The organism is Sphingomonas sp. G5 (assembly GCF_052660795.1).
In genome coordinates this window covers 909,161-932,930 of record NZ_CP109660.1, presented here as the reverse complement: position 1 = coordinate 932,930, position 23,770 = coordinate 909,161, and the positions used below count along the sequence as shown (strand labels likewise).

17 protein-coding genes are annotated in these 23,770 nt (G+C 69.7%); 7 read left to right on the top strand and 10 right to left on the bottom strand.

Annotation, left to right across the window (positions count from 1 at the left end; translation table 11 throughout):
* Positions 1–98 precede the first annotated feature (98 nt).
* Positions 99–1,136 (top strand): glycoside hydrolase family 76 protein, encoded by a 1,038-nt coding sequence (locus NE358_RS04420; RefSeq protein ID WP_289941876.1) that lies wholly within the window; start codon positions 99–101, stop codon positions 1,134–1,136.
* On the opposite strand, the gene guaB1 is transcribed toward NE358_RS04420, so the two are convergent.
* The gene (gene guaB1, locus NE358_RS04415) at positions 1,126–2,586 is read right to left on the bottom strand and encodes a GMP reductase (protein ID WP_289941874.1); all 1,461 of its coding nucleotides are present in this window, start codon (positions 2,584–2,586) and stop codon (positions 1,126–1,128) included. The two genes, NE358_RS04420 and guaB1, sit on opposite strands and share 11 nt — an antisense overlap.
* Positions 2,587–2,723: 137 nt before the next feature.
* Between guaB1 and NE358_RS04410 the strand changes: the two genes are divergently transcribed.
* Positions 2,724–6,413: a multifunctional oxoglutarate decarboxylase/oxoglutarate dehydrogenase thiamine pyrophosphate-binding subunit/dihydrolipoyllysine-residue succinyltransferase subunit gene (locus NE358_RS04410; protein ID WP_103210057.1), complete on the top strand. Its 3,690-nt coding sequence runs from the start codon at positions 2,724–2,726 to the stop codon at positions 6,411–6,413.
* A 222-nt stretch (positions 6,414–6,635) separates the two neighbouring features.
* Here NE358_RS04410 and NE358_RS04405 read toward each other — a convergent pair whose 3' ends face one another.
* The 5 genes from NE358_RS04405 to NE358_RS04385 are packed head-to-tail and all read right to left on the bottom strand — an operon-like array spanning position 6,636 to position 12,757.
* Positions 6,636–7,937, bottom strand: a complete 1,302-nt coding sequence (locus NE358_RS04405; protein WP_141375432.1) for an alpha/beta hydrolase — start codon at positions 7,935–7,937, stop codon at positions 6,636–6,638.
* Positions 7,934–10,444, bottom strand: coding sequence for a bifunctional lysylphosphatidylglycerol flippase/synthetase MprF (locus NE358_RS04400; RefSeq protein WP_141375430.1), 2,511 nt, complete (start codon positions 10,442–10,444; stop codon positions 7,934–7,936). Before NE358_RS04400 ends, NE358_RS04405 begins: the two co-directional genes overlap by 4 nt.
* A 36-nt stretch (positions 10,445–10,480) precedes the next feature.
* Positions 10,481–11,782, bottom strand: coding sequence for a GNAT family N-acetyltransferase (locus tag NE358_RS04395; protein ID WP_289941869.1), 1,302 nt, complete (start codon positions 11,780–11,782; stop codon positions 10,481–10,483).
* 52 nt (positions 11,783–11,834) lie between these two features.
* Positions 11,835–12,077, bottom strand: a complete 243-nt coding sequence (locus NE358_RS04390; protein WP_103210048.1) for a zf-HC2 domain-containing protein — start codon at positions 12,075–12,077, stop codon at positions 11,835–11,837.
* Positions 12,074–12,757 (bottom strand): sigma-70 family RNA polymerase sigma factor, encoded by a 684-nt coding sequence (locus NE358_RS04385; protein ID WP_499318314.1) that lies wholly within the window; start codon positions 12,755–12,757, stop codon positions 12,074–12,076. Before NE358_RS04385 ends, NE358_RS04390 begins: the two co-directional genes overlap by 4 nt.
* A 32-nt stretch (positions 12,758–12,789) precedes the next feature.
* On the opposite strand from NE358_RS04385, the gene aroA reads away from it, so the two are divergent.
* From aroA to bcp, 3 genes are read left to right on the top strand one after another with little or no spacing between them, the layout of a single operon-like run.
* Positions 12,790–14,127: a 3-phosphoshikimate 1-carboxyvinyltransferase gene (aroA, locus tag NE358_RS04380; RefSeq protein ID WP_289941868.1), complete on the top strand. Its 1,338-nt coding sequence runs from the start codon at positions 12,790–12,792 to the stop codon at positions 14,125–14,127.
* Between the two features lie 14 nt (positions 14,128–14,141).
* Positions 14,142–15,206, top strand: a complete 1,065-nt coding sequence (gene rsgA / locus NE358_RS04375) for a ribosome small subunit-dependent GTPase A (protein ID WP_116238483.1) — start codon at positions 14,142–14,144, stop codon at positions 15,204–15,206.
* Positions 15,203–15,676, top strand: a complete 474-nt coding sequence (bcp, locus tag NE358_RS04370; protein WP_103210042.1) for a thioredoxin-dependent thiol peroxidase — start codon at positions 15,203–15,205, stop codon at positions 15,674–15,676. The genes rsgA and bcp overlap by 4 nt, the downstream gene beginning before the upstream one ends.
* 65 nt (positions 15,677–15,741) lie before the next feature.
* Here the strand turns inward: bcp and NE358_RS04365 are convergent, their stop codons facing one another.
* Positions 15,742–16,122: a histidine kinase gene (locus tag NE358_RS04365; RefSeq protein ID WP_116238484.1), complete on the bottom strand. Its 381-nt coding sequence runs from the start codon at positions 16,120–16,122 to the stop codon at positions 15,742–15,744.
* Positions 16,123–16,335: 213 nt separating this feature from the next.
* Here NE358_RS04365 and NE358_RS04360 point away from each other — a divergent pair, with 213 nt between their 5' ends.
* Positions 16,336–16,584, top strand: a complete 249-nt coding sequence (locus NE358_RS04360) for a WhiB family transcriptional regulator (protein WP_013583608.1) — start codon at positions 16,336–16,338, stop codon at positions 16,582–16,584.
* Between the two features lie 228 nt (positions 16,585–16,812).
* Here the strand turns inward: NE358_RS04360 and NE358_RS04355 are convergent, their stop codons facing one another.
* Entirely contained in the window at positions 16,813–18,309 is a 1,497-nt protein-coding gene (locus NE358_RS04355) for a sensor histidine kinase (RefSeq protein WP_289941828.1), read from the bottom strand.
* A 669-nt stretch (positions 18,310–18,978) separates the two neighbouring features.
* On the opposite strand from NE358_RS04355, the gene NE358_RS04350 reads away from it, so the two are divergent.
* Positions 18,979–19,413, top strand: coding sequence for an Rv3235 family protein (locus NE358_RS04350; protein ID WP_220340830.1), 435 nt, complete (start codon positions 18,979–18,981; stop codon positions 19,411–19,413).
* A gap of 159 nt (positions 19,414–19,572) precedes the next feature.
* On the opposite strand, the gene NE358_RS04345 is transcribed toward NE358_RS04350, so the two are convergent.
* Both NE358_RS04345 and secA read right to left on the bottom strand, forming a co-directional pair.
* Positions 19,573–20,799: a pyridoxal phosphate-dependent aminotransferase gene (locus tag NE358_RS04345; RefSeq protein WP_116238485.1), complete on the bottom strand. Its 1,227-nt coding sequence runs from the start codon at positions 20,797–20,799 to the stop codon at positions 19,573–19,575.
* Positions 20,800–20,948: 149 nt separating this feature from the next.
* Entirely contained in the window at positions 20,949–23,723 is a 2,775-nt protein-coding gene (gene secA / locus NE358_RS04340) for a preprotein translocase subunit SecA (RefSeq protein WP_499318563.1), read from the bottom strand.
* Positions 23,724–23,770 lie beyond the last annotated feature (47 nt).

Below are 23,770 nucleotides of genomic sequence, written 5' to 3'. Positions count from 1 at the left end.
ACTGGGAGGGTCGTCCATCGTGCGGACGATTCTATTGCAGCCCCGGCCCCTCGGCATCCGTCTCGTGCAACTCCGCACCCGCTGGGGAGGATGGACGAATGGATGCCGACGCCACGGCGCAGCAGCGCGCCGCCGCCGCGGAACGCGCGGTGCTCGATCGCTACCTCCGCCGTTACGGTCCGGTCGCCTGGGCGCACGCTGCGGTGCCCGGTCGCGAGAACCCCCGGACGTGGCATTACTGGTGGCACGCGCACCTGCTCCACGTTCTCGCCGACGCCGAGACGCATCGCCCCGATGCGCGTCGGCGGCGCCTCATCCGGCGCGTGGCGCGCGGGGTGACCCTGCGTACGCTCGGCCGGTGGACGACGCCCTTCTACGACGACATCGCGTGGATGGGGCTGGCCCTCGCGGAGAGCGGGCGGCATCCCCGCGCCCTGCGCAAGATCGCACGGACACTGGCCGATGCCGTGGACCCGACCGTCGGCGCCCTTCCCTGGCGCGTGGACAGCGAGCTGTACAACGCTCCGGCCAACGCCCCGGGCGGCATGGTGCTGGCCCTGACCGGACGACGCACCGAGGCCGCCGGCTTAGCCGGGTGGATGGCGTCCGTCCTCGACGATCCGTCCTCGCATCTCGTGCGCGACGGCATCGAGCACGGGGTGACCCGCCCCGAGCTCTGGACCTACAACCAGGGCGCCGTCATCGGCCTCGAGCTGATGATCGGCGGACCCGCTCTCGCGGATCCCGCGCACGATGAGTGGTCGCACATCGAACGCACTCGCGCCCTGGTACGGGCCGTCGAGCGGTGGTGCGCCGACGACGACGGTCTCTTCCCGGCGGCCGGAGGGGGCGACGGCGGCCTGTTCGCCGGCATCCTGGCCCGCTATCTGGCCCAGGCGGCCCGGGATCTCGCGAAGGGGCCGGATGCCGAGGGCGACGTCCTCGCGCGGACGGCTCGGCGCCTCGTGGCACGAAACGCCGACGCCCTCTGGGGCGGGTGCCGGGAGGGACTCTTCCCGGCGGACCCTCGTCGACCCGCGCGAGCGGAAGGCGACGACCTCGACCTCTCGGTGCAGCTGGGGGCATGGATCACGCTCGAGGCCGCGGTCGGCCTCGAGCGCGCGGTCACCAGCTGACCGGCAGCGCCTTTCCCTCGTCGTAGCCCGCGGCCGACTGCAGGCCCACACGAGCGCGCTCGTGGAACTCGGCGACCGTGGCCGCACCGGCGTACGTGAACGACGAGCGCACACCCGAGGTGATCATGTCGAGCAGGTCCTCCAGGCCCGGACGCTGGGGATCGAGGTAGATGCGCGACGACGAGATGCCCTCGGCGAACAGCTCCTTGCGGGCGCGCTCGAACGGGTCGAGGCCGCCGAAGCGCCCCTGCACGGCCTTCGTCGAAGCCATGCCCCACGACTCTTTGTAGATGCGGCCGCCGGCGTCGGTGAGCAGTTCGCCCGGAGCCTCGATCGTTCCCGCGAACCACGAGCCGACCATGACGGATGCCGCACCCGCGGCGAGCGCCAGGGCGACATCGCGCGGGTAGCGCACCCCGCCGTCGGCCCAGACGTGGGCTCCGACGCTGCGCGCGGCCTCGGCGGTCTCGAGCACCGCCGAGAACTGGGGCCGGCCGACGGCCGTCATCATTCGGGTCGTGCACATCGCCCCCGGGCCCACGCCCACCTTGAGGATCGTCGCGCCCGCGTCGGTGAGATCGGCCACGCCGTCGGCGGTCACCACGTTGCCGGCTGCGATCGGGATGCCGAGGTCGAGTGCGGCCACCGCGCGCAGCGCGCGCAGCATCTGTCCCTGGTGACCGTGCGCGGTGTCGACGACGAGGACGTCGACACCGGCGTCGACGAGGGCGCGTGCCTTGGTGGCGACGTCGCCGTTCACCCCGACCGCGGCGGCGACGATGAGGCGGCCACGTGCGTCGACGCCCGGTCGGTAGACGGAGGCGCGCAGGGCGCTGCGCGCCGACAGCGTGCCGACGAGGCGGTCACCGTCGACGACCGGGACGATGTCGACGCCCGCGGCCTCGATCCGCGCGAAGACCTCGCGGGGGTCGTGCACCTCGGCCGCGTCGATGGGCTCGGCGTCACGACGGGCGATGTCGCCGAGCGTCGCATCGGGAAGAGCCGTGGCCAGGCGCCCCGCCGGCACGATGCCGCGAACCTCGGACAGGGCGACGACGCCGTCCTCGCGAGGAGTCGCCACGACGATGCCCCGGCCGGGCACAGCGGGAAGGATGCGCCGCGCGTCGGCGACGGTGGCCTCGGGCGGGAGGATCAGCGGGGTGTCCCACGCCGCGGGCTGTGACTTGACCCACGACACGGCCTCGACCAGATCGTGCAGCGCCATGTCCTGCGGCAGGACGCCGAGTCCGCCGCGACGCGCCAGGGTCGCCGCGAGTCGGGTCCCCGTGACCGAATTCATGTTCGCCGACACCAACGGGATGGTCGCCCCGCTGCCGTCGGCGGGGGCGAGATCCACGTCGAGGCGGCTGCGCACCTCGGAATGGCGGGGGACGAGAAAAACGTCCGAGTACGTCAGGTCGACATCGGGCTGCGCGCCAGAGAACTCCATGGCATCCACCTCACCACATCAGGGGAATGTAAAGACCCGAAGGGCGTCCAGATTCCTCGGCTAGGCTGGAAAGCACGCAGCGCGGCGACGTGCGCGTATCCACAGGAATCTTCATCGAGGAAAGCAGGCGATCGACTGTGTCGAGCCAGGTGACGGGCGTCGGTACTTCGAGCGAGGGCGAGTTCGGCGCGAACGAGTGGCTCGTAGACGAACTCTACGAACAGTTCAAAGTCGACAAGCACTCCGTAGACAAGGCCTGGTGGCCGATTCTGGAGGCGTACCACCCGGTCGTCGACGGATCCTCCGCCGCTCCCCCGCCCTCCGCGCCCCCGGCGTCGGCGGGGTCCGAGCCCAAGCCGGTGACGGCCCCGATCCCCGTGGTCGGACAGGCGCCCGTCGCCCGCACCACGGCGAAGCCGGCCAAGCCGCAGCCCATCCCGGCTCAGGCGCCGAACGCGGTTCCCTCCGCGGCTGCCGAGAGCACCGAGGAAGACCGCGTGACGGTGCTGAAGGGGATGCCGAAGGCCCTGGCATCCAACATGGACGACTCGCTCACGGTCCCCACCGCGACGAGCGTGCGCACGATCCCGGCGAAGCTGATGATCGACAACCGCATCGTCATCAACAACCACATGTCGCGCACGCGCGGTGGCAAGGTGAGCTTCACCCACCTGATCGGCTGGGCGCTGATCCAGGCGCTCAAGGAGTTCCCGAGCCAGAACGTCTACTACGCCGAAGTCGACGGCAAGCCCTCGGTAGTGGCCCCCGCGCACGTCAACCTGGGCATCGCGATCGACATGCCCAAGCCCGACGGCTCGCGCGCGCTGCTCGTTCCGAGCATCAAGCGCGCCGACACGCTCACGTTCGGCGAGTTCCTCGCCTCGTACGAAGACCTCGTCCGCCGCGCCCGCAACAACAAGCTGACGCCGGCCGACTTCCAGGGCACCACGGTCTCGCTGACCAACCCCGGCGGCATCGGTACGGTCCATTCGGTGCCGCGACTCATGCGCGGCCAGGGCGCCATCATCGGCGCCGGCGCCCTCGATTACCCCGCCGAATTCATGGGCGCGAGCGAGAAGACGCTCAACGAGCTCGCGATCGGCAAGACGATCACGCTCACCAGCACCTACGACCACCGCGTCATCCAGGGTGCCGGCTCCGGCGAGTTCCTCAAGAAGGTGCACGAGCTGCTCATCGGGCAGCGCGGCTTCTACGACGACATCTTCGCCGCGTTGCGCATCCCCTACGCCCCCATCCACTGGGCGGCCGACATCAGCGTCGACATCTCGGAGCGCATCGATAAGAGCGCCCGCGTCCAGGAGCTCATCAACTCCTTCCGCGTGCGCGGCCACCTCATGGCCGACATCGACCCGCTCGAGTACGTCCAGCGCACGCACCCCGACCTCGAGATCGAATCGCACGGGCTCACGTTCTGGGATCTCGACCGCGAATTCGTCACCGGCGGCCTCGGCAACAAGCGCGTCGCCAAGCTCCGCGACATCCTGGGCGTGCTGCGCGACTCGTACTGCCGCACCATGGGCGTCGAGTACATGCACATCCAGGACCCGGCGCAGCGTCAGTGGTTCCAGCGCAACGTCGAGGTCAAGTACACCAAGCCCGGCCACGACGAGCAGCTGCGCATCCTGTCGAAGCTGAACCAGGCCGAGGCGTTCGAGACCTTCCTGCAGACCAAGTACGTCGGCCAGAAGCGCTTCAGCCTCGAGGGCGGCGAGTCTCTCATCCCCCTGCTCGACCAGATCCTGCAGGGCGCGGCCTCCGCGGGCCTGGACGGCGCCGCGATCGGCATGGCCCACCGCGGTCGCCTGAACGTGCTCACCAACATCGCCGGCAAGACCTACGGTCACGTGTTCCGCGAATTCGAGGGCGCCGTGGCGATCGGCAGCAAGCGCGGCTCGGGCGACGTGAAGTACCACCTCGGCACCGAGGGCACCTTCGTCGGCGACGCCGGCGACGAGCTCCCCGTGTACTTGGCCGCCAACCCCTCGCACCTCGAGACCGTCGACGGCGTGCTCGAGGGCATCGTCCGCGCCAAGCAGGACCGCAAGCCCATCGGCACGTTCTCGTGGCTGCCGATCCTCGTGCACGGCGATGCCGCGTTCGCGGGTCAGGGTGTCGTGGTCGAGACGCTGCAGATGTCGCAGCTGCGCGGCTACCGTACGGGCGGCACGATCCACGTCGTGGTCAACAACCAGGTCGGCTTCACCACCACCCCGACCGACGCCCGCACCTCGGTGTACGCCACCGATGTCGCGAAGACGATCCAGGCGCCGATCCTGCACGTGAACGGCGACGACCCCGAGGCCGTCGTCCGGGCGGCGGAGCTGGCGTTCATGTATCGCGAGGAGTTCCACCGCGACATCGTGATCGACCTGGTCTGCTACCGCCGCCGCGGTCACAACGAGGGCGACGACCCGTCGATGACCCAGCCCCTGATGACGAACCTCATCGAGGCGAAGCGATCGGTGCGCCGTCTGTACACCGAGTCGCTCGTCGGCCGCGGCGACATCACCGAAGACGAGTACGAGCAGGCGAAGCAGGACTTCCAGAACCGCCTCGAGGTCGCCTTCGCCGACACGCACGAGGCCGAGACCGGCACGAACCCCGTCGTCACCATGGACGCTGCCGAAGAACCGGCGGTCGGCGCTCCCGAGACCACCGGCGTCTCGCGCGAGGTCGTTCATCACATCGGCGACGCCTTCGTGAACAAGCCCGACGGCTTCACGGTGCACACGAAGCTCCAGCAGCTCCTCGAGAAGCGCCACGACATGAGCCGCAACGGCAACATCGACTGGGCCTTCGGCGAGCTGCTCGCCTTCGGCTCGGTGCTGATGGAGGGCACCCCGGTCCGACTCGCCGGCCAGGACTCCCGCCGCGGGACCTTCGTGCAGCGCCACTCCGTGCTCCACGATCGCGACAACGGTCAGGAATGGCTGCCCCTCGCGAACCTCAGCGAGAACCAGGGCCGATTCTGGGTCTACGACTCCCTGCTGAGCGAGTACGCCGCGATGGCGTTCGAATACGGCTACTCGGTCGAGCGCTCCGACGCGCTCGTGCTGTGGGAGGCGCAATTCGGCGACTTCGCCAACGGCGCCCAGTCGGTGATCGACGAGTTCATCTCGTCGGCCGACCAGAAGTGGGCGCAGCAGTCGAGCGTCGTGCTTCTGCTTCCCCACGGCTACGAGGGCCAGGGTCCCGACCACTCATCGGCCCGCATCGAGCGCTACCTGCAGATGTGCGCGCAGGACAACATGATCGTCGCGCGCCCCTCGACCCCCGCGTCGTACTTCCACCTGCTGCGTCGCCAGGCCTACCAGCGTCCCCGTCGCCCCCTCGTGGTCTTCACCCCGAAGGCGATGCTGCGTTTGCGCGGAGCGACGAGCCCCGTCGAGGACTTCCTCGAGGGTCGCTTCGAGCCGGTGCTCGACGACGACCGCGGTGTCGACAAGAACGCCGTGACGCGCGTCCTGCTGCACGCGGGAAAGATCCACTGGGACCTGCGAGCCGAGCTCGACAAGAACCCGAACCCCGCGATCGCCCTCGTACGTCTCGAGCAGTACTACCCGGCGCCGATCGAGGAGCTGACCGCCGTGTTGGCGCAGTACCCGAACGCCGAGCTGGTGTGGGTTCAAGACGAGCCCGAGAACCAGGGCGCGTGGCCGTTCATCGCCCTCGAAGTCGCCGACCAGCTCGGTGGCCGAGCGATCCGTCGCATCTCGCGCGCGGCCGCGGCCTCGACCGCGACCGGTTCGCCGAAGGTGCACGCGAATGAACACGCCACGATCATGAAAGAAGCGCTCGCGCGCTGATCTTCCACGAAGGGCCCGGTCGACATTCCTGTCGGTCGGGCCCTTCGTGTACTCCGCCACACGGACCGGCACGCGTGCGGTCGCAGGACCGTCCGCGGTCGCGCAGACCCGAGACGGCGCGGGAACCGGTAATCCTGGAAGGTCGGGCGGCGCCGGGACCGGTGACCCTTGACGGTCGAGCGGCGCCGGGACCGGTGACCCTTGACGGTCGAGCGCCGGAGCTCAGGATGCCGGCGCGGCCAACCCCAGCGTGGGAGCCAGGGCCGGAATGGCATACGCCAGGCTGCCGTCGAGCGCTTCGCCGGTGTGACCGGCTCCCTCGACGATGTGCGTCAGAACGGTGAATCCCGCCGCTTCCGCCGCCTTCGAGTTCGCGAGCTGCCCCGGACCATACGTCTTGTCTTCGCTCCCCCACGTGAAGATGGCGGTGTGGCCGCTGTAGGTGCCGGGGGCCGCCGCCGCCATGACGACCGCGGGCTTGTTGGCCTGGAAGGCGCCCGCGTTTCCGTTGTAGACGTCCTTCACGGTCTGATCGACGTGCTCCGATCCCGGGAACTCATTGCCCATGACATCGAGCATCTGGCCCCACGTATCGGGGTACTTCGCCCCGTAGAGAGCCGCGCACGACCCGCCGTTCGAGAAGCCGCCGATAGTCCAGTACTTGTGGTCGGTGACGATGTTCAGGTTCTTCTCGGCCCACTGCGGCACGAGCTGGTTGATGTAGGTCGCGACGGCGCCGTACTTCGCGGAATCCACGCAGGTGGGGTCGCGGTCCGGGGCGGTCAGCTGATCGACGACGATCGCGATGGGTGCGAGGCCCTTGTTCTTCGCGGCGAAGGCGTCGAGTGCCTTGGCCAGCGCCGTCGGGTCGGGCGACCCGGGCTGGCCCATCATGAACACCAGGAGCGGCAGAGCCGGAGGGTCGGCGACCTGGGCTGCCGGCGGCAGGTAGAGCGAGGCGTCGCGCGCCGCGTACTGACCGGTGGGGATCTTCGTGCTGCCGGTGAGAGCGCTGACCGAGCCCTTCGACGGCATGTCCGCGGGAGGCTCCCACGTCTGGTAGAGCGTCGCCGGGTCTCCGGCGACGGCATCTTGCGGGGGCAGGGAGGCGGGGTCGAGCGCTTGTACGCCGAGGATCGCAGCCAGGTTGTGCGTGACGCCATACGAGGTGTTCACGCCCAGGATGCCGGCGAGGAGCGAGGCAATGACGGCGACGGCGCCGATCGCTCGCCGCGGCCAGGGGCGGCGGAAGATCCCGACGATGCCGATGGCGACGGCCGCCACCGCTCCCGACGCCCACCAGATCGCAGCCCCCGGCAGCGGGCCTTGGAACGTGTTCATCGACTCGAGGATCTTCGCCACGATGAACATGACCACCCCGGCCGCGACACCGATCACGAGGGTGATGACGAGCCGACGAGGACGCCATACGGCGACAGCGACCACGCACAGCGCAGCGACGATGGCGCTGATGAGCAACATGGGGCTGTCGATCAGCTCGAACGACAGGATGAACTTGTTCACCGACGGCCCTCCCAGGCGGTCCGGGCCAAAGCGACCATCTCTCGACGTGAGGCGTCGGGCAGGTAGGCGCGACCCACCGCGGCGCCGATCACGGGCAGCTCGAGGGGATCGCGGTACGCCAACGCCAAGGGGCGGTACCGGGGCCGGAACTTGCCCTTGAAGCGGAAGAGCGACGCGAACCCGTACGCGGGTTCGAGCACCTCGGCGAGCCAGCGCAGCAACGCGCGAAGAGGGGCCGGATCATCATCGGCTGCCTCGTCGGGGTCGTCAGCGAGAGGTGCCCCCGACAGGCTGAGCACGGTCGCGCCCTCCTCCTGCAGCTCGAGAGCGGCCTTCGCGATCAGGAACTCCATCATGCCGTTGGGTCCGTCGGTGCGACGACGCATGAAATCGAGGGTCCATCCCGTGATCTCGCCCGCCGTCCAGGACGGCATCCAGCTCGTGACCGCCTCGATGCGTTCATCGGGACCCACGGCGAGCAGCAGGCGGACGTCACGGTCGCGCAGCTCGTCGAGAGAACCCAGCGTGAAGCCCATCTCGGGGAGCGCGCGGTCGGCGACCCACTCCTCGTCGATCGCGACCACCTGCGACGCCTGACCGACGCTCAGTTCGTGCCACCGCGACCAGACGGCGGTGTACCCCTCGCGCTCGGCGCGGGTGAGGGGTTGCCGCACCTTCTGCCAGGCCTTGCCGGCGAATGTCAGGCCGGGCAGGTCCATCACCGTTTCGACCCCGACGGGAACATACCGCCAGCCGAGGGCGATCAGATCGTCGAGAGTCTCGCCGTGGATGCTGTAGAACGCCGGTGTCCACCCGTGCTCGACGCAATAGTCCGTGAAACCGCGCAACGCCTCCGCGCGTCGCCCCTCGGGGGCGAGGGGGTCGCCGACGGCCAGGGCGACATCGCCGCTCAAGCGGTAGGCGACGGCGCACTCACGGTCCTCGGAATACCAGTGGCTGGTGCCCGCCCAGGTGCCGAGGAAACCGAGGGTGTCGCTTCCCCGCCGCAGAAGGTCGCGATAGTGACCGTCGTCGACGGTGTCCGGGCGACGCGAGCGGCGGTAGAGCCACAGGATCGCGGCGACCACGATCGCCCAGAACAGCACACCGATCCACTGGTAGGCGAACAGCGCCGGTCCGCTGTGCGGGAACGCCGTCGATCCGCCCGGGTGGGTGAAGGCGGGGGGAAGGAAACGGCGCAGGGTCAGAGCGAGCAGATCGAAGATCGACACGTCTCGGTCGAAGGCGCGATGACCGATGGCCTCGACGACGAAGAGCGTCGTCGCGCAGGCGAGGAAGGCGAGCGAGACCACGGCCGCGACGACGCGCGCCGCGCGCCGGGTCGCACGGACCGAGAACCGGGCACGCGCGACGGCGAGCGCCGCGGCGAGCGCGAGAGGGATCATGATCGTCGCGATCGCCCACAGGACGTACTCCGCCCCGCTGCCATCGACCCAGGGGTCGATCCGCAGGCGCCCGTCGAGAAGAGAGACGACGGGCAGGACCGCGGATGCCACGAGCACGAACTCCGCGACGATCCACGCCGAGCGTCGTCCCTGCCGGAGGCCCCACGCGGCCACCAGCAGCAGGACGAGGGGCACGATCGCCAGGAGGGCGGGGCCTGCTCCCCGGGTCATCAGGAGGGCGATCTGCTCGTCGCACACCGACGAGGCGACCCTGCCGCACTGCGAGAGGAGTTCGTCGTCGTACTGCGTGTAGGCGTCCACCACGAGCGAGAGCGGCCCGCGGCCGCCGCCGCTGACGAGGGCGACGATCGGCCCGCTGCCCACGACCGCGACCAGCAGGGCGAGAAGGGTGCGCGTCTCACGCGTCGAGCTGCGGTGCCACGACCGCCGCTCCCGACCCCGCGCGAGCAGTGCGCCGACGACGAGACCGATGATCGCCGCCGAGAGCCGGTACCAGGAGTCGGCGTCACCGGCGTAGAGAGCGAAAAGAGCCAGAAGGGCGAAGCCCACCAGACGCAGACGGCGACGCCACAGCGTCGGCGCGAAGGCCGACCCCGCCATGACCGCTCCGGCGATCGCGGTGGTCGGGTCGAGCACCGGGACTTCGGCGGCGACGACCGGGCGGAGATCGGTGATCGTCCACGCCGCCGCGTGGAGGCCGATGCCCACGACCAGGCCGCTCAGCCCGATGACCACCAGGAAGACGCTCGTACGCCGCGATCCGACCAGCCGCTCGATCGCGGCCAGGGCGGTCAGGGCGAGCAGCACCGATGAGAGGGCGTCGATCGCCGAGTCCGGAATGACGAGTGCGGTCGCCAGCGTCCACCACCGACCGCTCCCGAAGGTGGCCAGCGGCCCCGCGCCCCAGATGAGCGCATCCTCTCCCCAGAGCGACCCCGTCGCCGCCGCGGACGCGACGACCAGCACGGCGACGATGATCGCCACGGGGTTGCGCGACACGTATCGGCGAAGCGCAGCGCCCACGGCCGTCAGACGCGACGGAGAGCGTTCGGCGGCCGGAGGAGCGGCGGATTCGGACATCGGCGACAGCGTATTGCCATTTCCTATGAGAAGCCGTCAGTACCAGATGTCGAGAAGCGGGGTGGCCTCCGGAACGAACGCACGGTCGAGGGATGCGAGCGTGCGGGCCTCGCCGCGCACGAGACCCGAGAGCGCGAGTTCGGCCGAGCGCACCCCACCGAGAAGGAGCGAGCTCAGGGCCCCGACGGTCAGGTCGATGTCGACGGGCCGGTCGATCGAGGGCGAGACCTGAGCCTCACCGTCCGCCCCGATCCGCAGACTCCACGTGCCCTCGGCGAACCCGAGCGGATCGGCGACACGCAAAATCACATCGAGCCCGGCCGCGTATCGACGAGAGCCCAGCGCCCCGGGCACGTCGAGGATGCGCAGCCAGTGGTGATCGGTGAGCGTCGCGGTCACGGCACGTCGGTCGGAGACCATCCACTGCACGGGCGGTGTGGAGGGCTGCAGCCACGCCTTCACCCGGCCGACGAGGTCGTGTTCGAGCGCGAAGCGCCAGAGGGCGGCCGAGGCCTCGCCGTCGACGGCGAAGATCGCGCGCACCTCGAGATCGTGAGCCGAGAAGTCGTCGCGCTCGTCGATCACGTAGACGAGGATCCCCGTCTCGTCGCCTTCGGCGGTGCGGTAGGCGACGGCGCGCACCTTCTCGCCCGATTTGTCACCGGGCGTGAGACCGGCCACGCCGCGCCACCGGCCGTCCCACCCGGGCACCGAGCCCGGACGCTGCACGCGCACGCGCTCGTGCACGGCCCGCAGACGGTCGACCACGGCCTCACGAGGGACGAAGTCGAGTCGCCCGGGTGCCGTCGGGCCGGTCCAGCGGGCTCGGCCGGTGTCGACCTCGACGTCGGAGGCCCACGCGGCGGGAGAGAACCCCCACCGGCCGTAGATGGTGGCCTCGGTGACCGTGAGGCCGGCGATGGCGAATCCCGCCGCCGCGGCCGTGCGGAGCTCCCCGCCGATCATGGCGCGGGCGATGCCCCGGCGGCGATGCGTCGCCGCCACCGTCACGGCGCTGACCGACCACAGCGGCGTCGTGCGCCCGGGCGAGGTCGTGAGCTCGGACGCCCACGAGTCGATCGTGCCGACGGGCACCTCGGGTTCGACGCCCTGACGGTCGTAGACCGCGGTGAGACGCCGGGTGCGCAGCGTCGTTCGCGCGTTCTCGGCCTCGTCGTCGGTCGATTCCGCACCCAGGAAGCCCCGGGCCACCGCTCGCTGGAAAGGACGGAACCCCTCTCCGTCGGCATCCACTCGCGCGTACTCGAGCCCTGAGGCGGCGAGGTCTGCGGCGGAGGTCTGGTCGAGGGGCAGCGTCAGAGTGTCGATGGATGCCATGACCCCAGCCTAGGGATCACCTCCGACACGCGCCGGGCCGGCGCGGGTGCCGTCAGTGCGTCGCCTGGATGGCGCGAAGGCGCGAGAGCACCTGATCGCGGAGTTCGTCGGGGGCCGTCTCTTTGCACGCACGGGCGACCACCTCGGTCAGCGTGCGCGCTACGAGAGCCTCGTCCTGGCATCCGGGGCAATTCTCGAGGTGCTCGCGGATGTCGTTCTGCTGGGTCTTGCACACCTCGTTGCGGAGGTATTCCTCAAGGTCGCGTCGCGCCTTGTCGCAGCCGCAGTCACTCATTTCGTCTCTCCCGTCGCGGCCTGGATGCCGCGCTCCTTGGCGTAATCCGACAGCAGGTCGCGCAGCAGCCGCCGGCCGCGGTGCAGACGGCTCATGACCGTGCCGATCGGGGTTTTCATGATGTCGGCGATCTCCTGGTAGGCGAATCCCTCGACATCGGCGAGGTACACCGCCATCCGGAAATCCTCGGGGATCGACTGCAGCGCGTCCTTCACGACGGATGCGGGCATGTGGTCGATCGCTTCGGCCTCGGCCGAACGGGCGCTGCTCGCGGTGGTCGACTCGGCCCCGCCGAGCTGCCAGTCCTCGAGGTCGTCGATCGCACTCTGATACGGCTCGCGCTGCTTCTTGCGATACGTGTTGATGTACGTATTCGTGAGGATGCGGTACAGCCACGCCTTGAGGTTGGTCCCCTGCGTGAACGTCGCCCACGAGCCGAAGGCCTTCACGAAGGTCTCCTGCACCAGGTCGGCCGCGTCGGCCGGATTGCGCGTCATGCGCATGGCTGCGGCGTACAGCTGGTCCATGAAGGGCAGGGCCTGCTCTTCGAACTGTGCGCGGGGCTCCGCCTGCGGGCCGGCGTCTGCGGTGTCGTTCATCGCGCGCCAGTCTACGTCGAGCATGTCGACGGCCCCCGGGGCAGCCCCCGGCAGACGGTCGCGTTCGAGAAGTGCGGTCACGTGTCGTTCCCCTTTCAGTAGGGTAGGAACCGATGTCTCCCCTCGGGTATTCCCCTTCCGCCGCCACCCCCCGCGGTGAGTGGAACGCGCCTGTCTTCGACGCTCCCCTGGATGCCACGGTCACCGTCCCGGGATCGAAGTCGCTGACCAATCGCGAGCTGATCCTCGCCGCCATCGCCGACGGCCCCGGCACGGTGCACGGCCCCCTGCACTCCGACGACTCCGCGCGCATGGTCGACGCGTTGCGCGTGCTCGGCGTCGGGATCGACGAGATCGACACCGGCTCCCCCTTCGGCCCCGACCTGCTGGTCACTCCCCCGGCCTCCTTTGCGGGCGACGGCACGATCGACTGCGGCCAGGCGGGAACCGTCATGCGATTCATCGCCCCGGTGGCCGGCTTCGCCCGGGGCGACGTGCACGTCACTGCCCACGAGAGCGCGCTGCACCGCCCGATGGGGGCGATGATCCGCGCCCTGCGCGACGTCGGCGTCGACATCGACGACGGGGGCCACTGGGCGCTCCCGTTCTCCGTCCGCGGGCACGGCCACGTGCGGGGCGGCGAGGTCGAGATCGACGCGAGCGAGTCGAGTCAGTTCGTCTCGGGCCTCTTGCTCGCGGCGGCGCGTTTCGACGTCGGACTCCACCTCCGCCACGTCGGGTCGCGCCTGCCGAGCATCCCGCACATCGATATGACGGTCGAGGCCCTCGCCCACCGTGCCGTGCACGTGGAGCGTCCTGCTCCGGGCGAGTGGGTCGTTCCGGCGGGACCCGTCCGCGCGAAAGACGTGGCGATCGAGCCCGATCTCTCCAACGCCTCCCCGTTCCTCGCGGCAGCAATGGTCACGGGCGGCTCCGTCACTGTCACGGGCTGGCCCCTGCACAGCACGCAGCCGGGAGCCCTCCTCGTCGACATCCTCGCCGAGATGGGGGCGCGCGTCAGCCGTCGCGCCGGCGCCCTCACCGTGGCCGCCGGTGACGACGGCATCCTGGGCGTCGACCTCGACCTGTCCGCGGCGGGCGAGCTGGCCCCCACTCTCTTCGGTCTCGCCGCCTTCGCGGACGGACCGACCACGCTGCACGGCATCGGTCACATCCGCGGGCACGAGACCGACCGCATCGCGGCCCTCGTCGGCAACCTGCGTTCGCTCGGCGGCGAGGCGCACGAGCTCGACGACGGCATCCGCATCGTCCCGCGGCCGCTCAGCGGCGGCGAGTGGAAGGCGCACCACGACCACCGCTTGGCCACCACCGGCGCCCTCATCGGTCTGCGCGTGCCCGGCGTGCGCATCGACGACATCGGCACGACCGCCAAGACCCTCCCCCAGTTCGCGGGCCTGTGGCAGACGATGCTCGACGACTCGCGCCCGTGAACGAGGACTGACGCGTGAGCTGGCTCGACAGTCCCGACGACGACGAAGACGACCTCCGATACGACGAGTCGTCCATCCGGGTGCGTCCCAACCCGAAGGCCAACAGGCCCCGCACCAAGCGACGCCCCGCCCACGCCGACGCGCAGATCGCCCGGGTGCTCGGCGTCGATCGCGGCCGGTACACGGTCCTCGTCGACGAAGACGGACCCGAGGAGCGCCGGGTCCTGGCCACTCGCGCCCGCGAGCTCCGGAAGCAGCCCATCGTCAACGGCGACCGCGCCCGTGTGGTCGGCGACCTCTCGGGCGACGAAGGAACGCTCGGACGCATCATCGGCCTCGAGGAGCGCACCTCCCTGCTGCGCCGCAGCGCCGACGACACCGACCAGGTCGAACGCGTCATCGTCGCCAATGCCGACCAGATGCTCGTCGTGGTCGCTGCAGCCGACCCCGAACCCCGCGCCCGTCTCGTCGACCGCTATCTAGTCGCGGCGCTGGATGCCGGCATCCGTCCCCTGCTCGTCGTCACGAAGACCGACCTGGCCGACCCGACCGCGTTCCTCGCGCACTTCGTGGGGCTCGACCTGCGGGTGTTCACGAGCGCCCAGGGCGAGATGCCCCTCGACGAGATCGGCGAGGCGCTCATCGGCCACTCGACCGTGTTCGTCGGGCACTCCGGCGTCGGCAAGTCGACGCTGGTCAACGCGCTCACGGGCTCGGAGCGGGCGATCGGGCACGTCAACACCGTCACCGGTCGGGGCCGTCACACCTCGTCGTCGGCGGTCTCGCTGCGCTACCGCGGCCGCGGCGGCTCGGGCTGGGTCATCGACACCCCGGGCGTGAGATCGTTCGGACTGGGACACGTCGACCCCGCGCACGTGCTCGGCGCCTTCACCGATCTCGCCGAGGTCGCCGAAGAGTGCCCGCGGGGGTGCACGCACCTGCCCGATGCACCCGACTGCGCGATCATCGAGGCGGTGGAGGCCGGACGCCTGGGACCCGGAGCCGCCGCCCGGCTCGACTCGCTGCAGCGCCTGCTGACGACGTTCCAGGGCATCGAGCGTTCTAGGCTGGAGGGGTGACGAACCTCGAAAAGGGCGATAACGCCCCCGACTTCACCCTCCTCGACCAGGACGAACACCCCGTCTCTCTGGGCGACTTCCGCGGCCGCCGCGTGATCCTGTATTTCTACCCCGCGGCCCAGACGCCGGGATGCACCACCCAGGCCTGCGACTTCCGCGACAGCCTGGCCTCGCTGCAGGGCGCCGGCTACACGGTGCTCGGTATCTCGCGCGACCTGCCCGAGAAGCTACGCGCTTTCCGCGACAGCGACGGACTGACCTTCCCGCTCCTCAGCGACGCCGACCACGCCGTCCACGAGGCCTACGGGGCGTGGGGCGAGAAGCAGAACTACGGCAAGACGGTCACCGGCGTCCTGCGCTCGACGTTCGTCGTCGACGAGGACGGCAAGATCGTCGAGGCGATGTACAACGTCAAGGCCACCGGCCACGTGGCGCGTCTGCGCAAGACCCTGGGTCTCGCCGCCGCCTGATCTCCGGATGCCACGACCCCGCCCCGCGACAGCGTCGGCGGGGTCTTCGCGCTGGGGCGACGGGGTCAGTCGCCGTCGCGACGGCGCGGAGCCGACGCGCGTACCGCCAGCACGAGCAGGACGAGGCCGATGACCGCGGGGACCGCGATGAGCACGGCGATCCCGGGAGACGCCCACTCCCCCGTCACCGCTCCGATGGCCACCGACAGGATGAGCAGCTGCGTCACGATCCCGCCCGATCGTCCGGCCGAGACGTCCCGCGCGGTCGCGACACCGAACGCGCCGACGATGGCCGCGCCGATCACGGTGAGCACGATGAGGGCGATCGAGCTGACGGCGGAGTCGGTGTCTCCACCGATGAGGGCGACCGTCTGCCAGCCCGCCAGGGCCAGGATGCCGACGCTTTCGAGCCCCAGGAGTGCGGCGGCCGCAAGGCGAATCGGCATCCGGAAACCCTCCCCGACAGGCGCACCTGCGCCGTTACGATCTGGAAACCTGCCGGTTACCTCTTGATCAGGCGGAATAGCTATGGGAGCATGGAACAAGCCGTGTGCTCCCACAGCGAAGTGGGGCGAGCAATCGCTCGCGTTCCCACCAGGGTACCGGACCCGAATGCCGGTGCCGAATCGACCACTTTTTCTGTTACAAGGAGCACCCCCATGGATTGGCGCGACAAAGCAGCCTGCCTGACCGTCGACCCCGAACTGTTCTTCCCGGTCGGCAACACCGGCCCCGCGGTCGACCAGATCGAGAAGGCCAAGTCGGTCTGCGCTCGCTGCACCGTCACCGAGGTCTGCCTGCAGTACGCCCTCGAGTCCGGCCAGGACTCGGGCGTCTGGGGCGGTCTGAGCGAAGACGAGCGCCGCGCGCTCAAGCGTCGCGCCGCCCGCGCCCGCCGCGCCTCCTGACGACCGCCTTCGCGCGAGGAGCCCGCTCCCCTCGGGGGCGGGCTTCTTCCGTTCGCGGGGACTCCGCCGCCTCGTCGCGCAGTCGCTCGTGGATGTGCGCCGGCCCCGCCGAACGGCATCCGGTAGCTGCGAGGACCGCGTCGTTCCGCGGGGGTCGCGACCGCTGAGGCTCTCGCGCACGCGGCAGCGGAGATTCCGAACCGGCGGGTGCCGGACGGCGACCGCGTGTCAGGCCGCGGAGCCGCCGATGTAGCGCAGGGGGATCTCGATCGTGACCTCGGTGCCGCTGCCCATCAGCGTGTGCCAGTCGATCGTGCCACCGAGCTCGCCCTGGATGAGCGTGCGGACGATCTGCGTGCCCAGGCCCCGGCCCACCTGCCCCTCCGGCAGGCCCACGCCCGTGTCGCGGACGCTGACCTCGAGCATCTCGCCGCTGCGCTCGGCCGCGATCTCGACGTCTCCCTCTTGGCCGGCCAAACCGTGCTCGACGGCATTGGTCACGAGCTCGGTGAGGGCCAGGGCCAAAGGCGTGGCGAACTGGCTGGGCAGCGTTCCGAACTTGCCCGTGGTGCGTGTGCGCGCACGGGTGTTGGGGGCGGCGGCGACTTCCGCCACGAGCTTGAGCACGCGCGCGAAGACATCGTCGAAGTCGACGTTCTGCGCGAGCCCTTCGGAGAGGGTGTCGTGCACCACGGCGATCGCCGAGACACGGCGCATGGCTTGGGTGAGCGCGTCGCGCGCCTCGTCGGAGTGCGTGCGGCGGGCCTGGATGCGCAGCAGCGAGGCGACCGTCTGCAGGTTGTTCTTGACGCGGTGGTGGATCTCGCGGATCGTCGCGTCCTTCGTGATGAGTTCCTGCTCCTGGTGGCGGATCTCGGTCACGTCGCGACTCAGCACGATCGCGCCGATGCGCGTGCCGCGGTCGCGCAGCGGGATCGTGCGCAACGAGACCTGCACGCCGCGCGCCTCCATGTCGGCACGCCAGGGAGCGCGTCCGCTCACGACGACGGGAAGGGACTCGTCGACGTCCTGGCGCTTGGCCGGGAGGATGCGCGCGGTCACCTCGGCGAGCGACTCACCCTCGAGCTCGTCGTCGAAGCCCATGCGGTTGAACGCCGAGAGCGCGTTCGGGCTCGCGAAGGTGGTGATGCCGTCCACGTCGAGACGGATGAGTCCGTCAGAGGCGCGGGGAGCCCCGCGCCGGGGGGCGGTCGGGGCCGAGAGGTCGGGGAACTCGGCCGAGGCGATCATGCCGAAGACGTCGTCGGCGCAGTCGTTGAAGGTGATCTGTTGCCGCGAGGGGGTCCGCGTCTCGCCGAGATTGGTGTGGCGGGTCAGCACGCCCACGGTCGTCACCGCGTGGCCCTCGCGCGAGAGCTCGCGCACGATCGGCACCGCGCGCACGCGCGTGGGCGTCTCTTCGAACCAATCGGGGGATGCCGAGTCGACGATGCGGCCGCTCTGGAAGGCCTCTCGCACCTGGGTACGCCACTGCGGACGGACGCGGTCGCCGACGATGTCGCGGTAGAAGAGCGTCGCCGCTCCCCCGGGTCGCGTGTGGGCGACCGCGATGAAGGAGTCGTCGGGGGTGGGGACCCAGATGACGATATCGGCGAACGCCAGATCGGCCAGCAGCTGCCCGTCGCCCGCGAGCCGGTGCAACCACTCGACGTCGGCCTCGCTGGAGCGGCCCTGGGCGTAGACGAGTTCGCTGAGTGTCGACACCCCTCCACCCTAGGGGAGCCCCCGCGGTGAACCTCCGCGGGGGGTGCCGCCGTGGGCCGCCGCCGTGGGCGCGGTCAGGACGAAACGGGTGAGAGCACGGGTGAAATCCGACGCGGCTCAGAGGGTTAAGGGGATCCTCGGCGGTCCATTCGCGCCCAGACGCTGGGCACGTTCTCTGCCCCTCGGCCCCGCGACAGCGGTGGGGAGGTGAGTCGTCCCTGTCCCCAGGACGGTGGACATCGTGATCTCGTGGCGGAGAAGGACTCACCCAGAGGGCGATTCGCGAGTCCGGACGCCGTCGGACGGATGCTCGAGATCACACGACCGGACGTTCGCGCCCTGGTCCCGGGCGGGCGACTCCGGGGCGTTCCGATCGGCTCACCCCCGCGGTGGCGGATCGACCACGGCAGCGTCGACCGGTATCTCGACGAGCAGACCGAGCTCGTGCGCCGGGCGGCTCTGCGGCAGCAATCCCCCGAGGCCACCTTCCGGAGGGGTGGGGGCGCGGCGCGATCCGCCGCGACGCCTGATCACCCGCTCCTCCCGAGCCTCACCCCGCAGGCAAACAATCCACGGACACAGCGGATACCTCGGCGCGTGTGCGTGTGCCCGCCTACTGTCGGCGTCATCCCCGCCCCGCTGGACGAACGACCGACAGATTGAGGATCCATGCCCGACGCAGCCCGGCGACGCGAGATCGCACGACATGAGCAGCACACCGAGCGCTTTCCGAGCGCCTTCGAGAAGAATCCGTCCTCAGAGAGCCCCTCGCCCATCGAGGTGTTCGTCGGCAACATGGTGCGCGGCGTCCTCGAGGTGGTCGCCGGTGTTCGAGACCCGGAGCAGCTGGCCCGGTGGATGTCGGAAGAGGTGTACCGCACCCTTCTCACGCGCACGAGCCTCGCGGCGCGAGCGCGCAGCGCCCGACGCGTCCAGGTCTACCGGGTCATGCACGAGATCCGAAGCGTTCGCCTCTCCTCTCCGCGCGACGGCGCCATCGAAGCGACCGTCGTCGTATCGGGCCGCATGCGCACGCGAGCGGTGGCCCTGCGCCTCGAATCGATCGAACGACGCTGGCGCATCACGGCGCTCAGCCTGCTGTGACGGACATCAGCGTGAACGGCGTCCGCCGACGCGAGGTTCTCCGCCTCTCCCCCGACGGACGGGCGCACGTTGTCCACCCCGGTCGCGCGGCCGGGCGACCTCCTGATCGACGGCTTCTCCCGTCGCCGGAGGAGCCGTCGAGGCGGTCGGGCACGCGCCTCAGGGCCTCCAGGACACGAGGAAGTTGCCCAGGCGCTCGATCGCATCGCTGATCACGCGGGCCTCGGGCAGCGTCACGATGCGCACGTGGTCGGTCGCGGGCCAGTTGAAGCCCGACCCCTGTACGAGCAGCACGTGCTCGGCGAGCAGGAAGTCGCGCACGAACTTGCCGTCGTCGGGAATCTCGTACACCTCGGGGTCGAAGCGCGGGAACGCGTAGAGCGCACCCCTCGGCATGACGCACGAGACCCCGGGGATGGCTTCGAGGCCCTGCCACGCGGCATCCCTCTGCTCGTGAAGACGACCCGTCGGGGCGATGAGCGCGTCGATCGACTGCACCCCCGAGAGCGCCGCCTGAACCGCGAACTGCGCCGGCACGTTCGGGCACAAGCGCGTGGATGCCAAGAGATTGATGCCGTGCAGGAAGCCCTGCGCGTGCTCTTTCGGACCGGTGATCGCCAACCAGCCGGAGCGGTAGCCGGCGACGCGATAGGTCTTCGAGAGGCCGTTGAAGGTCAGGCAGAGCAGGTCGGGGGCGACGGTGGCCATCGGGATGTGCACCGCGTCGTCGAAGAGGATGCGGTCGTAGATCTCGTCGGCCAGCAGCAGTAGCGAGTGCTCGCGGGCGATGTCGGCGATACCCTCGAGGATCTCACGCGAGTACACCGCGCCCGTGGGGTTGTTCGGGTTGATGACGACGATCGCCTTGGTGCGGGGCGTGACCTTGGAGCGGATGTCTTCGAGGTCGGGCTGCCACTCGCGCTGCTCGTCGCAGAGGTAGTGAACGGGCGTGCCGCCGCCCAGGCTCGTCATCGCCGTCCACAGCGGGTAATCGGGAGCCGGGATGAGCACCTCGTCGCCCTCGTCGAGCAGGGCCTGCATCGTCATCGTGATCAGCTCGGACACACCGTTGCCCAGGAACACATGGTCGGGGTCGAGGTGCGGGAAATCGGGCTCCTGCTCGTAGCGCGACACGACCGCGCGCCGAGCCGACAGGATGCCGCGGCTGTCACTGTAGCCGTGGGCGCTCGGGACGGAGGCGATCATGTCGCGCACGATCTGGTGCGGCGCCTCGAAACCGAAGATCGCCGGGTTACCGGTGTTGAGCTTGAGGATCGCGTGTCCCTCGGCCTCGAGTCGATCGGCCTCGACGAGGGCCTCCCCGCGGATCTCGTACAGGACGTCCTTCAGCTTGGAAGACTGGTCGAGGGGGCGCAGCGGGCTCATCGGTTCAGGATATCCCCGCACGCGTCCGGCCAATCGACACCGCGTGGCCCCCTCGACGCCGCGTCTCGCGCCCCTCGGAACGCCGCGGAGCACCCCCGAAAGACCGGATGCCGCGCCCCCGACCTCGGGGCGCGGCATCCGGTCTGCGCTTACTTCTTCTTGGCGGCGCGACGGTCGGCGCGGTTGCTCGCGGCCGGCTCGTCGGCCGGGGCCACACGCTGACCGAAGGCTCCGCGGGCGGCGGGAGCCTGCTCTGCGGCGGGCTCGGCCTGCTGCTCGGCCTGACGGAGACGGTTGGTCGCCGCCTGCTGGACCTGGCCGCGGTCGTTGCGGACCTCGACCTCTCCCGCGTCGTTCGCGGCGGAGTACTCCAGGCGCTGGGTCTCGACGGGCGTCGGGGCCAACCCCTTGGCCTCGACCTGCGCCTCGTCGCCCTCGACCTTGCGCACCTCGACTTCGAGGTTGTACAGGAAGCCGACGGACTCCTCCTTGATCTGCCCCATCATCGACTGGAACATCTGGTAGCCCTCGCGCTGGTACTCGATGAGCGGGTCGCGCTGGGCCATGGCGCGCAGGCCGATGCCGTCCTTGAGGTAGTCCATCTCGTAGAGGTGCTCGCGCCAGCGGCGGTCGAGCACCTGCAGGACGACGCGACGCTCGAGTTCGCGCAGTGCCTGCTCACCGAGGGCCTTCTCGCGGTTCTCGTACGCGATGCGGGCGTCGGAGATGATCTCGCGCTTCAGTCCCTCGGGCGTGATGCGCCCCTTGTTGCCACCCGCCTCTGCCACGACCTCGTCGATCGTGACGCTGACGGGGTACATGGTCTTCAGCTCGGTCCACAGGGCGTCGAAGTCCCACGATTCGGTGTGACCCGAGCCGGTGTGGTCGTCGATGACGGCGGTGATCGCGTCTTCGATGAAGTGCTGGACGCGGTCGGCGATGTCGTCGCCCTGGAGCATGTGACGACGGTCGGCGTAGATCGCCTCGCGCTGACGGTTGAGGACGTCGTCGTACTTCAGGACGTTCTTGCGCATCTCGGCGTTGCGCGACTCGACCTGCGACTGCGCGCTCTTGATCGCGCGCGAGACCAGACCCGACTCGATCGCGACGTCGTCGGGGAAGTTCGTGCGGGCGAGGATCGCCTCGGCGGCGCCGGACTGGAACAGACGCATGAGGTCGTCGGTCAGCGACAGATAGAAGCGGCTCTCGCCGGGGTCGCCCTGACGGCCCGAACGACCGCGCAGCTGATTGTCGATGCGGCGCGACTCGTGGCGCTCGGTACCGAGCACGTACAGGCCACCCGCCTCGACGACCTTGGCGGCCTCTTCGGCCACGGTGTCGCGCATGCTCTGGTACACGCTGTCCCACTCGGACTCATAGGCCTCGGGGGTCTCGACCGGGTCGAGGTTCTTCGCCTTCATCTCCTGCACGGCGAGGAACTCGGCATTTCCGCCGAGCATGATGTCGGTGCCGCGACCGGCCATGTTGGTGGCGACGGTGACGGCGCCCAGGCGACCGGCGCGCGCGACGATCTCGGCCTCGCGAGCGTGGTTCTTGGCGTTGAGCACCTCGTGGCGGATGCCCTTCTTGGCCAGCAGACGCGAGAGGTACTCGCTCTTCTCGACGCTCGTGGTGCCGACGAGAACGGGCTGACCCTTCTCGTGCCGCTCGACGATGTCTTCGACGACCTGCGCGAACTTCGCCGTCTCGTTCTTGTAGACGAGGTCGGACTGGTCTTTGCGGATCATCGGCTTGTTCGTCGGGATGGGCACCACGCCGAGCTTGTACGTCGACATGAACTCGGCGGCCTCGGTCTCGGCGGTACCGGTCATGCCCGAGAGCTTGTCGTACAGGCGGAAGTAGTTCTGCAGCGTGACCGTGGCGAGCGTCTGGTTCTCGGCCTTGACCGGTACGCCCTCCTTGGCCTCGATCGCCTGATGGATGCCCTCGTTGTAGCGGCGACCCACCAGGATGCGACCGGTGTGCTCGTCGACGATCATGACCTCGTCGTTCATGACGACGTAGTCGGTGTCGCGCTTGAACAGCGCGATCGCCTTGATCGAGTTGTTGAGGAACGAGATGAGCGGGGTGTTCGCCGACTCGTAGAGGTTGTCGATGCCGAGGTAGTCCTCGACCTTCTCGATACCGGGCTCGAGGACACCGATCGTGCGCTTCTTCTCGTCGACCTCGTAGTCGACGCCGGCCTCGAGGGTGCGGGCGAGCTTCGCGAACTCCGCGAACCAGCGGTTGGCTTCACCGGATGCCGGGCCCGAGATGATCAGCGGGGTGCGAGCCTCGTCGATGAGGATCGAGTCGACCTCGTCGACGATGGCGTAGAAGTGACCGCGCTGCACGAGGTCTTCTTTGCGCCAGGCCATGTTGTCACGCAGGTAGTCGAAGCCGAACTCGTTGTTCGTTCCGTAGCTGATGTCGGCCTCGTACTGCTCGCGGCGCACCTCGGGGGTTTGACCTGCGACGACCGTTCCCGTCGTCATGCCGAGGGCGCGGTAGACGCGACCCATGAGCTCCGACTGGTAGCTCGCGAGGAAGTCGTTGACCGTGATGACGTGCACGCCCTGACCGGCGATCGCGTTGAGGTAGGCCGGAAGCGCCGCGGTGAGCGTCTTTCCCTCACCGGTCTTCATCTCGGCGATGTTGCCGAGGTGAAGTGCCGCGCCGCCCATGATCTGCACGTCGTAGGGGCGCTGACCGAGCGTACGCTTGGCGGCCTCGCGGACGGCCGCGAACGCCTCGGGCATGAGCTGGTCGAGCGTCTCGCCGGCTTCGTAGCGGGCACGCAGTTCGACGGTCTCGTTGCGCAGCTCGTCGTCGGTGAGCTGCTCGTAGTCCTCTTCGAGCGCTCCGGTCGCCTTCACGACGCCCTGCAGTCGGCGCAGGATGCGGCCCTCTCCGGCGCGCAGCAGTTTCTCGAGCGGATTGGCCACGAAGCATCTCCATCTGTCGGGTGCGG